This is a genomic window from Algoriphagus sp. CAU 1675 (assembly GCF_029222925.1).
Taxonomy (GTDB): domain Bacteria; phylum Bacteroidota; class Bacteroidia; order Cytophagales; family Cyclobacteriaceae; genus Algoriphagus.
Map to the genome: position 1 here is coordinate 234,554 of NZ_JARHUI010000004.1, position 15,532 is coordinate 250,085.

At 41.5% G+C, this 15,532-nt stretch carries 19 protein-coding genes; 6 read left to right on the forward strand and 13 right to left on the reverse strand.

The features are described from left to right. Positions 1–47: 47 nt before the first annotated feature. From dtd to P2G54_RS11010, 5 genes are read right to left on the reverse strand one after another with little or no spacing between them, the layout of a single operon-like run. A complete protein-coding gene (gene dtd / locus P2G54_RS10990; protein WP_275871068.1) occupies positions 48–500 on the reverse strand; it encodes a D-aminoacyl-tRNA deacylase in 453 nt (150 codons plus the stop codon). Beyond that, on the reverse strand, positions 497–1,216 hold the full coding sequence (locus tag P2G54_RS10995) for an oxidoreductase (RefSeq protein WP_275871070.1): 720 nt from the start codon (positions 1,214–1,216) through the stop codon (positions 497–499). Before P2G54_RS10995 ends, dtd begins: the two co-directional genes overlap by 4 nt. Further along, positions 1,213–1,836, reverse strand: coding sequence for a thioredoxin family protein (locus P2G54_RS11000; RefSeq protein ID WP_275871072.1), 624 nt, complete (start codon positions 1,834–1,836; stop codon positions 1,213–1,215). The genes P2G54_RS10995 and P2G54_RS11000 overlap by 4 nt, the downstream gene beginning before the upstream one ends. Before the next feature lie 31 nt (positions 1,837–1,867). After that, positions 1,868–2,281 carry a DUF1232 domain-containing protein gene (locus P2G54_RS11005; RefSeq protein WP_275871074.1) on the reverse strand — a complete coding sequence of 138 codons (414 nt, stop codon included), beginning with the start codon at positions 2,279–2,281 and terminating at the stop codon, positions 1,868–1,870. Between the two features lie 9 nt (positions 2,282–2,290). Continuing rightward, complete coding sequence (locus P2G54_RS11010; RefSeq protein WP_275871075.1) at positions 2,291–2,812, reverse strand: hypothetical protein; 522 nt, start codon at positions 2,810–2,812, stop codon at positions 2,291–2,293. Between the two features lie 111 nt (positions 2,813–2,923). On the opposite strand from P2G54_RS11010, the gene P2G54_RS11015 reads away from it, so the two are divergent. The 3 genes from P2G54_RS11015 to P2G54_RS11025 all read left to right on the forward strand — a co-directional run bounded on the left by P2G54_RS11015 (position 2,924) and on the right by P2G54_RS11025 (position 4,405). Next, positions 2,924–3,238, forward strand: a complete 315-nt coding sequence (locus P2G54_RS11015) for an iron-sulfur cluster assembly accessory protein (protein ID WP_275871077.1) — start codon at positions 2,924–2,926, stop codon at positions 3,236–3,238. Between the two features lie 35 nt (positions 3,239–3,273). Then, a complete protein-coding gene (locus tag P2G54_RS11020; RefSeq protein WP_275871079.1) occupies positions 3,274–3,768 on the forward strand; it encodes a DUF6265 family protein in 495 nt (164 codons plus the stop codon). 136 nt (positions 3,769–3,904) lie between these two features. Further along, positions 3,905–4,405, forward strand: coding sequence for a DUF4136 domain-containing protein (locus P2G54_RS11025; RefSeq protein WP_275871081.1), 501 nt, complete (start codon positions 3,905–3,907; stop codon positions 4,403–4,405). Positions 4,406–4,469: 64 nt separating this feature from the next. On the opposite strand, the gene P2G54_RS11030 is transcribed toward P2G54_RS11025, so the two are convergent. From P2G54_RS11030 to P2G54_RS11050, 5 genes are read right to left on the reverse strand one after another with little or no spacing between them, the layout of a single operon-like run. After that, positions 4,470–4,928: a DUF4268 domain-containing protein gene (locus tag P2G54_RS11030; RefSeq protein ID WP_275871083.1), complete on the reverse strand. Its 459-nt coding sequence runs from the start codon at positions 4,926–4,928 to the stop codon at positions 4,470–4,472. A gap of 4 nt (positions 4,929–4,932) precedes the next feature. Further along, positions 4,933–5,796: a ChaN family lipoprotein gene (locus P2G54_RS11035; protein ID WP_275871085.1), complete on the reverse strand. Its 864-nt coding sequence runs from the start codon at positions 5,794–5,796 to the stop codon at positions 4,933–4,935. Beyond that, on the reverse strand, positions 5,789–6,154 hold the full coding sequence (folB, locus tag P2G54_RS11040; RefSeq protein ID WP_275871087.1) for a dihydroneopterin aldolase: 366 nt from the start codon (positions 6,152–6,154) through the stop codon (positions 5,789–5,791). The genes P2G54_RS11035 and folB overlap by 8 nt, the downstream gene beginning before the upstream one ends. Continuing rightward, a complete protein-coding gene (locus tag P2G54_RS11045) occupies positions 6,154–7,131 on the reverse strand; it encodes a DivIVA domain-containing protein (RefSeq protein ID WP_275871089.1) in 978 nt (325 codons plus the stop codon). Before P2G54_RS11045 ends, folB begins: the two co-directional genes overlap by 1 nt. Further along, positions 7,128–8,048, reverse strand: a complete 921-nt coding sequence (locus tag P2G54_RS11050) for a WD40 repeat domain-containing protein (protein WP_275871091.1) — start codon at positions 8,046–8,048, stop codon at positions 7,128–7,130. Before P2G54_RS11050 ends, P2G54_RS11045 begins: the two co-directional genes overlap by 4 nt. Before the next feature lie 36 nt (positions 8,049–8,084). On the opposite strand from P2G54_RS11050, the gene P2G54_RS11055 reads away from it, so the two are divergent. Together P2G54_RS11055 and P2G54_RS11060 are read left to right on the forward strand one after the other, a co-directional pair. Beyond that, entirely contained in the window at positions 8,085–8,714 is a 630-nt protein-coding gene (locus P2G54_RS11055) for a 4'-phosphopantetheinyl transferase family protein (RefSeq protein WP_275871094.1), read from the forward strand. Positions 8,715–8,729: 15 nt separating this feature from the next. Then, on the forward strand, positions 8,730–9,308 hold the full coding sequence (locus P2G54_RS11060) for a redoxin domain-containing protein (RefSeq protein ID WP_275871096.1): 579 nt from the start codon (positions 8,730–8,732) through the stop codon (positions 9,306–9,308). On the opposite strand, the gene P2G54_RS11065 is transcribed toward P2G54_RS11060, so the two are convergent. From P2G54_RS11065 to P2G54_RS11075, 3 genes are all read right to left on the reverse strand, one after another. Next, positions 9,305–10,147, reverse strand: a complete 843-nt coding sequence (locus P2G54_RS11065) for a transglutaminase-like domain-containing protein (protein ID WP_275871098.1) — start codon at positions 10,145–10,147, stop codon at positions 9,305–9,307. The genes P2G54_RS11060 and P2G54_RS11065 overlap by 4 nt on opposite strands. Positions 10,148–10,189: 42 nt before the next feature. Beyond that, on the reverse strand, positions 10,190–11,818 hold the full coding sequence (locus P2G54_RS11070; RefSeq protein ID WP_275871100.1) for a carboxyl transferase domain-containing protein: 1,629 nt from the start codon (positions 11,816–11,818) through the stop codon (positions 10,190–10,192). 121 nt (positions 11,819–11,939) lie between these two features. Next, positions 11,940–12,740: an N-acetylmuramoyl-L-alanine amidase gene (locus tag P2G54_RS11075; protein WP_275871102.1), complete on the reverse strand. Its 801-nt coding sequence runs from the start codon at positions 12,738–12,740 to the stop codon at positions 11,940–11,942. A gap of 61 nt (positions 12,741–12,801) precedes the next feature. On the opposite strand from P2G54_RS11075, the gene P2G54_RS11080 reads away from it, so the two are divergent. After that, positions 12,802–15,528, forward strand: a complete 2,727-nt coding sequence (locus P2G54_RS11080) for a putative LPS assembly protein LptD (protein WP_275871104.1) — start codon at positions 12,802–12,804, stop codon at positions 15,526–15,528. Positions 15,529–15,532: the final 4 nt, after the last annotated feature.

Genomic DNA, 15,532 nt, shown 5'->3' on the forward strand with positions numbered 1-15,532 from the left:
GCTGAGGGTATTGGACTACATCAGTCCTAAAATAAAAATTACTTGATTTAAACCCGATTTTTTGAATCAATCACGATAGTTACAGGGCCGTCATTTACCAAAGCCACTTTCATATCCGCTCCAAACTCTCCTGTACCAATGCTTTTTCCCAACTCTTGTTCCAAAGCGGTAATCATTTGCTCATAAAGCGGAATCGAAAGGTCGGGTTTGGCCGCCTTAATATAGGATGGACGGTTTCCTTTTTTTGTACTTGCATGAAGGGTAAACTGGGAAATCAGCAAAATATCCCCTCCTACATCTAAAAGGCTCTTGTTCATTACCTCATTTTCGTCCGGAAAGATCCTAAGATTCACGATTTTTCTGGAAAGCCACTCGATATCTTCCTGCCCGTCGGCTTCCTCTATCCCCAACAGGATCATCATTCCCCTTCCGATTTGGGATTTAATTTCACCTTCGATTTTGACGGAGGCTTCAGATACTCTTTGGATTACTACTATCATTTGCTCAAATCCTGAATTACCCCTGAAGGGATGATTTCTGTTCCTTTTCGATTTGACTCCATCGCAACCTTCACCATGGATCTGGCTACTTGGTGATCAAAAATAGGGCGGATATTTTTAAATAATTTAAGCCAAACCAATGGCTTGGAGACAATTTTCATCAACTCTTCCCCCAGCCTAAATTCATGTCTGTGTCCTAGAAGCAGGGAAGGCCTCAATAAAGCTAAATAATCAAACCCAAGTGTTCTTAAATCACTTTCTACCTCCCCTTTCAATCGACTATAAAAAACACTGGAATTGGCATCAGCTCCCATTGAAGAAATATAAACAAACCTAGTTGCTCCAAGAGATTTGGCCCATTTGGCAAATCCTATTACCAAATCGTGGTCCACTTGATAAAACTTGTCCTGACTTCCAGCCTGCTTGATCGTGGTTCCAATTGAACAGAAAGCATATACCTCAGCCTTTCCATTCCCCAGGGCATCCACCAAGTCATTATATTCTCCCCCAAGCGTCTGGGATGTTATTTTTTCTCTCCAGTCCCAAGAATCAATCTTCCCAAGATCTCCATCTAACTGGATCAATTTGGAATGCTTAAGCGCAAGTTTCCTTCTACCCACACTAATTACATAATCGAATTCCTGAGTTTGGATGAGTTGATGCAACAGTTGCATACCAACTAAACCAGATGTGCCTGACTGAAGAGCAATTTTCATGAATTAGATGCTTCTTGGATAAGTTGATACAATTCTTTTTCCAAAGATTGGTTTTTATCCCGTGCATACCAAAGATGAGTTCCTTCCGTAAATTCCTGAGGCGAAATTCCTTTAGGGTCAAGTTTATAGGCCTTCTGCCTATCCAAAAGAAATTGAGGTTTTGGCCCCCAAGTAAAAAACTCTCTTCTCAAATCCTTGGAAAATGCGATCAACTTTGGAATTGAACGGGCTCCGTTAGTAAGATAAGCATCCATCACTTCAGGATTCTCATCTCTCAGTATCAGCCGCATTTCTATTCCGGGATTGAGTTCAGTCAATTTATTCATATAGGGAATAGTCTGAGCTGCATCCCCACACCAGGCCTCCGTTAGTACCAGCCAATAGTGAGGTGGAAGGGATTTTACCAACTCAGTCATTTCAGGACCCACTTTGGAGGTTTTGTCCCAGCGTTTCATTCTTTGGGCTCCCATTTGAGTATAGCCTACATAGCTTTCGGACTGATTGGGACCTGTGGTTTTGTTTTCAGACGCAAGGCGAATGACCATATCTCTATATTCTGGATAGGTCTGTGCAGACTGAATTAATTCGGGTGAAATTAATTCCAATTGGTGATCTAACATACTCTCAAACTTTGGGAGGTAACAGACCAGCTTATTTCTGAGTTCGCTCCCAATCCAAAAATTCGCTGATTTCGTCCTTGATTTTGGCGTAAACGGCCAATATCACGGATAGATCATCGGCAAATCCCAAAGCACCCAGAAAATCCGGAGCCAAATCAAAGGGGGATAAAAAGTAAACCAAAGCTAAAATAATCAAACCCAAGGTGCTTCCCGATAGTTTATGCGCACCTGAAAAGTGTGCTTTGAGCATTCTGGAAAACAGTGACAGGGGTTCAACGACTTTTCGGACCGTGGGATGATCTCCGAGTTTCGCAAGTTTTCTACCAACACCCGAAACCACTTCCATTACTTTATGCTCCTGACGTAAAATTGCATCCACCTGCCTACCAAAAACAGCCTTGGCTTTTTCCAATAGGATCGTTGCTTTTGTCTTGAGAGTAGTCATGGGATTCGATCAAAAATAAATATTGACATCAGATTTCACCTTTTTGATCGCATAGGCAACGGCATCATTTTTCCGCTCCAGTGACTGGGTAAAAATTGCCTTGGCCAAATCCATCCCGGAAGCATCTTGATCCAAACTTTGTCTACTCAAATTGATAATAGTAGAAACTTCCTCAACGGCCCTTTTTACGGCCTCCCAAGTTTCATCGGTAAAATAAACCTGCTGGGAAAAATTATGGCTAAACTCTTCTCTAACCTCAGAAAGCAACTGTCCATGCAACTCAGAAGCTGTAAAGGACCCTGGACTGGCTCTTCTGACCAAATTATTCGGAGATATTCTTTCCAACAATAGGCACAGCCGTTCAGCTGCCTGTAAACGAATGGGAAGAATGGTTTGTGTGTTTTGGGTTTTCAGATCAAGCAGCATTTTTTCCCTTTCTTTGGAAAGAAAAGAAACAACCACTAGATACATTCCATAAAGTACCGCGCCTGCGGGAAGAAGAATCTTCAATAAGTCAACGATATAATCCATTTGTGCTCAATTTGACTCGAATATCCACATTTATTCCCGCAAGGAAAACCGATTCCTGTGTAAATTTGACACCTGCTTGAACCAAATCCCTACCAAATTCATTTGCTTCACATGATTGCACCGATTACCATCACAGAAAAGGCTGAGTTTGAAATCAAAAACATAATCGCCAACAAAAACATACCCCAAGACTATTTCCTGAGGGTTGGGGTAAAAGGGGGTGGCTGTGGCGGCATGTCCTATGCTTTGGGTTTTGACAAACCAAAAACCGATGATCAGCAATTTGAAATAGCAGGGATTCAGGTTCTGATCGAAAAGAAGCACTTCATGTTTTTGCTTGGAATGCAGATAGACTTCTTTGAAGGGGACGAAGCAAGGGGATTTACCTTTATCAATCCGGATGTCCCCAAGCGACATGACTTGTAATTTTTTGTATCTTCTGATCTTTAATAAAAAGATCTATGAAGACACTTTTCGCTATCTCTCTATTTTTGATATTTAATCAATCCCTATTTAGTCAGGTTAGGCAATTGGAACCCGAACAACCCCCTGGGAAAGCCAATATAGAAGATTTTTCTTGGATGGTCGGGTATTGGTCAGGTCCTGGATTGGAAGGTGAATGCGAGGAAGTTTGGATGCCCGCTGTTGATGGTCATATGATCGGAACTTTTCGCTTTTGGGAAAATGGAAAATTGGTCTTCTCCGAATTCATGAATCTCATACAGGAAGGGGAAAGCATTTCCATGAAGTTGAAGCATTTTAGCTCAGATTTGACAGGATGGGAAGAAAAAGAAGAATGGACTACTTTTCAGCTAATCGAACTGGGAAATAAAAAAGCCTGGTTTAACGGAATGACTATAGAGCGGGATGGAGAAAAGCTGATTATACAAGTAAACATTTCTGAAAATGGTCAGCAAAGGATTGAAAAATTCAACTATAGTAAAAATACTCTTTAGGGATAAAATCCTAAGTTTTTCGACTTAGAATAGTTCTTTCCATTTCAACCCGTAATTCACTGAAAATGAATAGATTTTCAGAACTATTATTTCGAATAATCGTAAACTCTCCTATTTTTAACTAAATCCTTTAACCATGAAAAACTTTTTTCTAATCGCCGGGATTCTTTTTGCCCTCGCCTCCTGCAAAGTCTCTGAAAACATCACGGTGGATCAGGTCCGCAAATCCTCCGATTTAGCTGAAATGAAAACCTATCAAGTCATCACACAAAAAAATGCTTCGAGGGGCATCACTCAGTTAAATCGAATTTATGAGCAAAAATTAATTGAAAACGGATTTTCTCCGGTTGAGGAAAACCCCGAACTATTTGTTCAGGCAATTATCGCTTCAGTGGATTTTGAAAAGGAGGTTAAAGGAGCTGGTCCCCTGGGTACGGGCCTTAATACAGTATCGATCGATCACTCATTCACCACTACTGGAGAATATGGAAAAGCCATTTTTCTAATCCAAAATGCCAAAACAAACGAAGTCCTCTGGATGGGAACTGGAACAGGCATCTTGTCAGAAAACAACCAACTCAAAAAGAAAGATATCCAAACTGCCTTGGATCAATTATTGGCAGAAGTGAGGCAGTGATTAGAGTATTAATTGAAAAAAACACAAACACAGTCAAGCCCCATTTAGTAATGAAGCTGGAATGCTAAAAATCTTCAAAACCCGGCTTTACCAAATCCCAAAACTCATCCAAAGCGATGATCCGCGGTTTCAAAAAGGAAATGATTTTAGCCCAGTCATCTTCCTCCATGACGTTTAAGCCTTTTTGAACTTTTTCTATTTTGGAAATGGTCTGCCCCAATTCATTTTCAGCGTGAAGTTTCCAATCCCATTTTTCGCCGGTGCTATTTTCCAGAATCTTGCGAAGCTGGGTAAACTGATCAAAAAACAGTTCCTGAAGCTCTTCGTCAGGATGACAAATCTCTATTCCAATGGAAGCAAAGCCACGCTCCGCTTTCATTCGGAAATAAATATCCTTAATTCCCGTCCGATAATTGGGCCAATTGATCCTTCTTCCCTGAGCATTGGGCACTGGCTTCATATACTGCCCAAAAGCAATCCAAAATTCCTTTCGGATTCGGGAATTCTCTGCGCGTGAATACATGGAATCAATAAGACTTGTGACTATCAGAAGGCAAAACCAAAATCACTTGCCCGGACTTGGCATGAGATTCCTCCAAACTTTCAAGCTGATCCTGCTCTACGGTATGGATGTTCAATATTTTCAGTTCGGGATATTTTTTCAAAAGAAACCAAAGTATCCCCTCCCCATCTTTACTGTGGTATGAACCGTTCACATGAAGAATTTTATGTCCTTTATCAATGTAAGGAAATAAGGATTCCGCCATAGTAGCGTCTTTTAAGGCTTGGGCCTGCAACATAAAATCTGCATTTCCAGGGGCTCCATGCATCATTCCTTTCATGGCTACATAACCGGGCAAATTGGAATCAAAATGAATGGGTAGCTGAGCTAAGTATTTTTTCGCTTCCTCACTTAAACTATCCAACCCATCCAAACCATCTCTACTGACCAAAGAGGCATATTTTCTGGGAACATTAGAAGCAACAAAATCTAAACCCTTTTCTTGAGCAAAACGCATTAAAGGGCGGTAGTCGGTCTGGTAGTTGTTCCAAAGTTTAGCTTCAGCCTCAAAGTTTTTCTCCGTGATTTTACCTGCAAACCATTCCTCAATATTCAACTGATCGTCTCTTTCAAAAAACTCTGCCGCAAGCACCAAATCGGGATGCTTTGCTTGGAGTCCTTTCAACAGTTGCAATTGAAACCAATGAGCCAAACTGTTATTATGCAATTCTCCAAAGAAAACCACAGAAGCTTCCTCACTTAGGACAAGGACCTCCTCAAAACTGAGTTTATCCCCATTTTGATTGAAAAACTGGTGAGTTTTGAATTGAGCTTGAAGAGATGAAAGGACAAAAAGTAGACAGATAGTCAGTGTCAAATTTCTAAGCATAATCTTCAGGGTATTGAATCTGAACTGCTGAATATTTTACGAGACCTCCTAGTGCAGGACCGTGTTTTTTAAGAGTCAGCCTTATTTGTTTGGTTTGGGGGTAAACTTCTAAAATATCTGTGACAATCATATGCCCAAGGTGTTCCAAAAGTTTGACTTTCACATCCATCCTGGCTTTGATGATCTTATACAGTTTGGCATAGTCAACGGTAGCCTTCAGATCATCGTGGAGCATTGCCTCCCTGAAATCAGTATCGAGTTCGAGGTCAAGGGTAAACCGGTTACCTAGAACAGTTTCTTCAGGATAGGCGCCATGATAGGCATGAAATTCAATTCCTTCCAGTGCTACCTTTCCCATTAGTCAAACTGATCAAAAAAGGACCCGGATTGTTTTTTGGGATCTTCTACAGGCTCATTTTCCCGATATGATGCCTTTGGAGCTTGCTCTTTGAAGGGCTCCTCTGCTTCCTTCTGAATTTCGTTTGTTTCAGCTTCTGCCTCTTCAACTTCTGTTTCCGCTTCCATTTCAGGTTCAGTTTCCACGGAGGATGCTTCCATTTCAAGTTCAGCTGTTTCCTCCTCAATCGCCACGTCAGGCGTAGAGTCATGCACTTCTAAATCCAGATCTTCCTCAATCGCCTCCATCTCAGCCAGTGGGTCCTCCGTTGGAACTTCAGGTGTATATTCTGGCTCTGGAGCTAAACTGGAAATATTTTCCAAAGTAAATGCTTTGGATCTACTCAGTTCCTCTATAGCCTGCTTATGAGCTTTGGCGTCAATTCTTGAAAACTGGGATTCAGAAAGTTCCACTTGATGAATCATTTCCTGTTGCGTACGCTTCAGACTTTTTACCAAAGCCTCTCTTTGATCAGCAAGTGCTTCATAAGATCTAACCAAACCCTCCATACTTTCCCTCAACTCCATGATGGTCTCTTTCGCTTTCGCTTCAGCAGCCTTGATGATTATGGAGGCCTTTTCTTCAGCTTTAGCCTGAGCCTCAGCCATCAATTGATTGGCATGTGCAGTCGCATGTTCTGCGGCTTGATTTGCTTCAGCTATTATCTGATCTGCAGCTTCATTTGCCTCCTCAATGATGCTCGCTCCAGTATCTTCGGCAGTTTTTAGGGTCTTGAATAGAGAGTCCTCCACATCTTTCAAGCGTTTTGCATCAGATTCTACCTGCTGAAGTCTGGATTTAAGCTCCAATATCTCTTGATTGAGTTGATCTACAACCTGGCTTACACTCTCCAAAAATTCAGTAACATCCTTTTTTTCATATCCTCTGAAGGAAGTTTCAAAAGTCTTTTGGCGAATCTCTGCGGGACTCATCTTCATAAATTGTTCTCTTTAATGTTCCAAATTGCAATGGTACGATCATCAGACACCGATATCACATCTTGTGAATAGGTACTCCAAATCACTTTGTTGATAGAGGTTCCGTGTCCGGCATTTCTAGCTTTATCGATCACTTTGAGCAGCTTCCGGTCCTTTGAATCCCAAACCTTAATGGATTTATCCATTGAGCAGGTCACAAGGTAGTTTCCGTCCTCTTTGAAAGATAAATAATTAATGGCAAACATATGCGCCACGATATTTTCGGATAGGGAATAATTGCTGCTGTCCCAAAATTTCAAACAGGCATCCCTAGCTCCACTGACTAAAATGCTTTCATCGGGAGAATAGCCCAAGGCAAATACGGAATTGCTGTGACCGGTAAGATTGGCCAGAGGCTCAAAATCTTTCGCCAAATCCAGAATTTTAATGGAATGATCACTCAATCCCAAAGCCAGATGCTTCTTGCCTAAGGCGACATCCATCACGCGTATACTCTTTGAACTTAGCTTGATGTGTTTTCTGACAGCTCTGGATAAAATATCAATCACCACCAAAACTCCATCGCCTGTTCCCACAAGGATTTCATCCCCTACCACCTTGATATCAAAAATAGCCTGATCTGTGAGTTTTAAGGACCATACCTCTTTGTTAGCTTCAAGATCAATAACATGAATCCCTTCAAAATTATGTCCTATAATCAGGAGATTTCTCTGCTTGTCCACAGCCAACGCATAGACGGAATGGGGAAGCTTGGCAACCAATTTTCCATCCTTAGGATTGTCCAAATCCCATTCCACCACCATTCCGTCACCGGCTCCAGTATAAAAAAATCTTGGATCACCTCCCTCAGCCAGTGCATAGATGCAATCATTATGACCTGTTAAGGTTTGGGATTTATTTACTTGAATTTTTAGCATATATTGGACGATAGTAAAAGGTGTGCCCTTTGGCCTATGCAAACAAAAATAGAAAAAATTGATTCTTCCTCAGCCCTCGCCATAAAGATTATTGAGGACCAAAAAAAAGCCAATCTTGAATTTTTGAGTTTCCGCGAAAAGCTTTCCTACGCTAATATCTCACATCCTGAGAAAAGAAAAGAATGGGCAACTGCCCGCTTGGCAATCAAAGATGCACTTGGCAAGCTTCAAATCCCCTACCCCGGTTTTTTCAAAGATGAACACGGAAAAAGCCAATCCATGAAAGGAGAAGGATATGTTTCCCTATCCCACACTTCTGGAATGGCCGGGGCAATATTCCATCGGGAATTCCCTGTAGGCATAGATATGGATTTTGTCAGGGAAAAAATCCTGAGAATAGGAAAACGCTTTTTGGACCCCCAGGAGTTGGACTTTCTTGAAAGAGACCCCATCCACTATACCATGGCCTGGTCAGCAAAAGAGTCCATCTTCAAATGCCAGGGAAAAAAAGGAGTTTCTTTTCGGGACAATATCCTATTGGAACCATTTGATAAAAATACTGACCTCATCAAGGGCAAAATACGCGGTACAGAATTTGCAGATCATTACTACCAAGTCAGGGTAAAAGTCATCGGCAATGTAGTGTTAACCTATACCATCTGGTAACTCAAAATTGAAACCATGAAAAGCTACCTACTATCACTTATTTTCTTTCTTTGGGGAAGTGTCTTAACCTTTTCACAGAGCATTCCAGAATCCGAACTTGTTGATGCGGTCACTGGAAAAAATGTAACCTTGAAGGAAATGATAGGTCAAAAAGGCTTGGTTTTGATTTTCCACAACCTGAACTGTCCTTTTGCCAAAATGTATGAGAACCGAATCAGTGAACTCAGGGCCAATTACCAAAACAAAGGATTTAATTTTGCTTTGATCAATCCTGAAGTAGGAACGGAGCCTGAAAGTCAGCTTACTTTGCGAACCTTTATCGACGATTCTAAATTGAATATGGCTTATCTAATCGATGAAGGCCAAAAGTTCACGCAGTTTTTTCAAATCACCAAAATCCCAGAAGCAGTCATCCTGACTTCTGATTCCGAAAGTCTAAAAGTCAGCTATCGGGGAGCTATCGATAACAATCCACAGGCAGCAGGAAGTGTTTCCGAGAAATTTTTGGAACGGGCCATCAATCAATTATTGAAAGGGGAAGACCCAATTCCTGCACAGGTACGGGCTCCAGGGTGTAACATCAAAAGATTCTAATCCTCCAAGATCCGTATCAATTCTTTTACTTCTTTTACCTTTTCCACCTCCCCAAGCTTCTCGAAGGAATGAGCCAAATTTCTGAGTGAACGCAACATAATGTGCAAACTGTCTGTTGGTTCAAAATACTCCTCCTTGGGATCAATTTTGAGATGATTGAGGTAGTTAAAAATATCCTGCCTGCTAAAAATCAAGCCCTTATTGAATGCATTGATGTAAAAGGTAATATCATCCGATTTATAGGTGAGTACAAATAGATTGGGGAGATTAACTCCATAAACCGGAAGCCCTAATTTTCTTGCTACCAACATGTAGATTACACACAGACTGATAGGGTTTCCTTTTTTCGAATCCAAAACCGCCGAGAGCATGCTGTTGGCCGGGGAGTGAAAATTCTTGGTATTGGCAGAAAACCGAAGTGTATTAAATAGAACGCTGTTGATGATTTTTACTTGGTCATAGGGAGCTAAATCATTCTTAAAAGCCGTCCAGACTTCGAAGTAAATCTGGTGCATTTCTGCATTCAATTTTTCAAATTCCAAATCAGGATATTGGTAGGTATTGATGATCCAAAGACCTGCCAGCAAATCCCTATCTTCGCTGATTTTCCAATCCAAGAGCCTTTTCTTCAAAAGTGAATATTGCAGCTCATGAACAAGGGTTTCAATTTCTTTTTGAATTTCAGGATTGAAACTATTCTCCCATTTTTCCTCAAGAAATGGGATGATTTCTGTCCCCAGAGAAATAATGCGTTCCCGAACGTGCGATTTCACCTCCTGGTCTGTATCATCCAGTAAAGACACCAAGGCATTCAATTCAGAGGCTGATAATTCACTCATAGGAAAAATAGAGAAAGAATACTGAATTTAATTATTTCTAGTTTAAGTCTGGATAACTCCAACATTAAATCTCTCCTTGACTGGAGCATGATTGGCTGCCTCAATCCCCATGCTGAGCACTCTTCGAGTTTCCCTAGGATCAATCACCCCATCCACCCACAATCTTGCTGCAGCATAATAAGGGCTGAGTTCATTGTTATACTTTGCAGTAATCTCGTTCAAAAGCATATTTTCCTCTTCTGGTGAAATTTCCTTTCCGCTTTTTTTCAAGGAGGAAACCTTAATCTGCAACAAGGTCTTTGCTGCTGAAGCACCAGACATAACAGCCATTTGTGCCGTAGGCCAGGAATAAATCAGTCTCGGATCATAAGCTTTGCCACACATGGCGTAATTCCCAGCTCCATAAGAATTGCCTACAATAATGGTGAATTTTGGAACCACTGAATTAGCCATGGCATTGACCATTTTTGCTCCATCTTTAATGATTCCACCGTGCTCGGCTTTAGACCCTACCATAAAGCCACTGACGTCCTGAATAAACACGAGAGGAATATTGCGCTGATTGCAATTCATGATAAACCTAGCGGCCTTATCAGCAGAATCAGAATAAATCACCCCTCCCATCTGCATTTCTCCCTTCGCCGTCTTTACAATTTTACGCTGATTGGCAACGATGCCTACAGCCCAGCCATCGATTCTTGCGGTAGCACAGATTAAGGTTTTACCATAATCCTTTTTGTATTCGTCGAGTTCACCTCCATCCACCAGGCCAGCCAAGATTTCATGCATATCGTATGGTTTTACCCGGTCCAGAGGAAACCGTTCTAACAATTGCTCCCCAGTAATCCCGGGAGCTTTAGCCTCTACTCTATCAAAACCCGCCTTTTCAGGGCTTCCTATTTTGTCAAAAATCTTTCTGATTTCATCCAGACAATCCTGGTCACTATCGAATTTGTTATCCGTGACACCAGATATCTCGCAATGGGTCGTGGCACCTCCGAGGGTTTCATTATCCACGTGCTCTCCAATCGCTGCCTTAACCAAATAAGAACCCGCCAAAAAAATAGAACCTGTTTTGTCTACAATTAATGCTTCATCGGACATGATTGGCAAGTAAGCTCCTCCTGCCACACAGCTCCCCATAATGGCAGCTACCTGAACGATGCCCATTGAAGACATTTTTGCATTGTTCCGAAACTGACGACCAAAGTGCTCTTTGTCCGGAAAAATCTCATCCTGCATGGGTAGAAACACTCCAGCACTATCCACTAGGTAAATAACCGGCAACCTATTTTCCATTGCTATTTCCTGTGCCCTTAGATTTTTTTTGGCAGTCATCGGAAACCATGCCCCAGCTTTTACGGTAGCATCATTTGCTACAATGACACACATCCTCCCACTTACATAACCAACACCGGTCACTACACCTGCTGAAGGGCACCCACCTTCTTCTTGATACATTTCGTCTGCGGCAAACGCGCCAACTTCCAAAAAATCAGAACCCTTATCTATCAGATATTCAATCCTTTCCCTTGCGGTCAACTTTCCCTTTTCGTGTTCTTTTTGAATTCTTTTTACCCCTCCTCCCAGTTTTACCTGTTCATATTTGTCTCGAAGTTCTTCCAGTAATGCTTCAAAGGACTGGAATTTTGAAGAAGTTGCTTGGCTCATATAATATTTGGGTTTATTGGATTAAAAACTAGCTTAATAAGCTGAAGGTTTAAACTTGAAGATAAACAAAAGCCCTTTTCCGCTAAGAAAAAGGGCTAAATCTTTGAATTTTAGAGTAAAATCAATTTCCCTCAATTTCGTTTTTATAATCTCGAATCGAACGGTAAATAGCTGATGCCATGTATTCTTGACCAGCCTTGCTCATCAGAAATTTCTCTTCATTGGTATTGGACAAAAAGCCCAGTTCTATCAAAACACTCGGCATCGAGGGTGTCCAAAGTACATAAAAGGGGCCCTGCTTCACTCCCCTGCTATTCCTTCCCACCCTATTTTTGAACTGGCTTTCAATGTTATCTGCCAAAGACACCGAATTCTGAAAATAGGCCTTAGACATCAAATTGAACATAATGTAGGATTCGGGAGAAGTAGGATCAAAACCTTCGTATTTCTCCTGATAATTATCTTCCAATAGGATCACTGAGTTTTCTTTTTTGACAATATCGAAGTTGTCATCAAAATACTTCATCCCCATCACAAAAGTCTCTGTTCCATATGCGGATTTGGAAGGTGCGGAGTTGGAATGGATGGACACGAAAAGATCAGCCTTATTATTGTTGGCGATCTGTGGGCGGTCTTTCAATGCAGGAAATGAATCATCCTTACGCGTATAGATCACTTCCACATCAGGCAAATTCTCTTTGATGTACTTTCCCACCAGAAGGGTTACTGCTAGATTGATGTCTTTTTCTTTGGAGTTTGACCCCAGGTTTCCGGGGTCTTTTCCTCCGTGTCCAGCATCTAAAACGATTTTTTTCATCCGAAATGCCGGCATCATCGTTTCATTTGGAATAAATCCACCAAACACAAAAGGAATTAGGAAAATTAGACTTAGAAGAATTTTTTTGTTTTTGGACCGTACCATGAGGGCAATAAAATTAACTTTACGCGAAATTTCACTCAAATCAATCAAAGCGCAAGCAGTAGTGCAGGGAATCAAGCTCTTTTTCATTTGTTTTTTTCTGATCCTGAATTTGCCATTGGTGGCAACTGCCCAGCGGCCTGTCAGACCGGTTGAAAGACCTTTGTCTGCTCCCGACACGCTTGAAGTTCCGCCTGCATTTTCAAGGATTGACACCCTGCAGATTCCTGCTGATACACTTTCGGTGACAGATTCGACAAAAATTGTGCCTGCAAATGGAATCCAGACCGAAATTACCTATTTCGCTGAAGATAGTATTGTCACGGATTTTGAAACCAACAAGGTATATCTCTATAACAAGGCATGGTTTGAATATGGAGAGATGAGATTGGATGCGGATATCATCGTGATTGATTGGGAGAATTCCGAATTATATGCTACCGGAGTCACTGATAGCCTTGGAGCCATAAGCGGAAATCCATTTTTTAAAGATGGAGCTGCGGTGTATGAAATCCGAAAGGAAATGCGCTACAATTTCAAGACCCAAAAGGCAATCATCAAAGATGTAGTAACCGAACAGCAAGATGGGATCCTGAGAGGAGAAACGATCAAGAAAACTGATGATGGAAGTATTTATTTGGATCATGGGTATTATACCACTTGTAAACTAACTAAACCACACTGGCATATTTCCTCCAATAAACTGAAGTCAATTGAAGGAAAACAAGTTGTATCCGGTCCTTTCAACCTGTATTTCAACGGCATCCCGACCCCGCTTGGACTTCCTTTTGGTTTAATTCCAAATACTCCTGAAGAAAAAGCCTCGGGGATTGTTTTTCCAACCTATGGACAGGAGAAGATTCGGGGACTATTCCTCAAGGACTTTGGATACTATTTTGCTTTCAATGATTTTATCCATGCGAGGGTAACTGGCGACATTTATTCCAAAGGTGGTTGGGGAATCAAATCCCAATCTGTATATAAAAAGCGGTACAGATTCGGAGGAGGATTCAATTTGGATTTCCAAAAATTCAAATCTCCTGAAACAGAACTCACGCCTTTAGACTACAATACGTTCCGAATCACTTGGAATCATACACCGGAAAGCAGGGGAACAAGCAGATTCTCTGCCTCTGTCAATGCCGGTAGTACCAGCTATTTCAACAATGTGGTCAACCAGTTCAATTTTCAGAATAACGTCACCTCGGATCTTCAGTCCAATATCAATTTTACAAAGACCTTTTCGGGAACTCCATTTTCTATGTCCTCCAGTATGCAGCACTCACAATCCGTGACTTCTGGAGAAGTAAGATTAAGACTCCCTACCCTGAACGTGAGCATGAACCGGCAAAGTCCATTCCGCAATGTGAAGTTCGAACCTTTAAAAACGCTGAATATTGCCTGGACTTTTGATTTCCAAAATTCAATTACCAACAAGCCACGTCCACTGGTACCCATCGATCCCGAATTGGGATCAACAACCAGCACAAACCTGATTCCATTTACCCCAAACAATTTCAATCTCCTTCTGAAAAACGCCAATAACGGAGCTCAGCACAGAATCCCCATCAGCTCGAACTTTACCCTGTTCAAGTATTTCACAGGAACTGCTTCTATGAACATCAATGAACTTTGGTACCTGCAGCGCATCAATTACTTCTACAATCCTGTATCTGAACGGGTGGATCAAATTGTTGAAAATGGGTTCAACAGGGTCACCTATTATTCCAGTTCTTTCGGTCTAAGCACCAACGTTTATGGCTTTTTCAATTTCAAAAAGGGGAAAATCCAAACGATACGACAGCACATTCAACCCACTTTTGGATTTAGCTATACTCCGGATTTCACCGATCCTTCATTTGGGTATTACCAAAACGTACAGACCAATGCAGAAGGCGATACTAGATTATACAGTCGACACCAGGGATTTATTTACGGAGGAGCCCCCCAAGGAGAATCCAGAGCTTTAAACATAGGACTGAGAAGCGTAATTGAGGCAAAAATCAAAACAGGAGAGGACTCGTTATCTGAGGAAAGCACCAAAAAAATCCCTCTAATCGAAAATTTGGATTTGAACACCTCCTACAATTTTGCAGCGGACTCCTTTCAGCTGTCCCCCATCAGTGTGAGAGCGAGGACCAGTTTCTTTGACAGAAAACTCTCTGTGAACCTAAGTACAACTTTGGACCCCTATGCTACCGGAACATTTGCAGGTTCGAACGGGAGGGAAATAACTAGAAGGATCAATGAATTTGCCTGGAATAAAGGGCAAGGCCTGGGAACCATAAGAAATGCATCCCTGAACCTAAATGCATCCCTGAATCCAAGTAATGCCCAAAACCCGGGTGAGGTCAGAGACGAACTAACTAATGAATTTCTAAGACAGGGCGGGATGATGAATGAATTTGTGGAAAGTCAGATCAATCAAATCGTCAGTGACCCCAGTCAATATATTGACTGGAATATTCCTTGGAATCTAACTTTTGGTTACAACCTTTCCTACAACAAACAAACCAGCGGCACCACCAACATCACTCAGGCGATGAATATGTCCGGAGATCTTTCCATTTCAGAAAAATGGAAAATCAACTTCAATTCCGGGATCGATTTACAAACGAAAAAAATCACACAAACCATGATCGGAATTGCCAGGGATCTTCATTGCTGGCAGATGAATGTATCCTGGATGCCCTTTGGACGATTTACTTCCTATAGCATCGATATCCGGGTCAAATCCAGTATTCTTCAAGACCTGAAGGTATCCAGAAGACGTTCCTTCTTCGACCGATAACCCC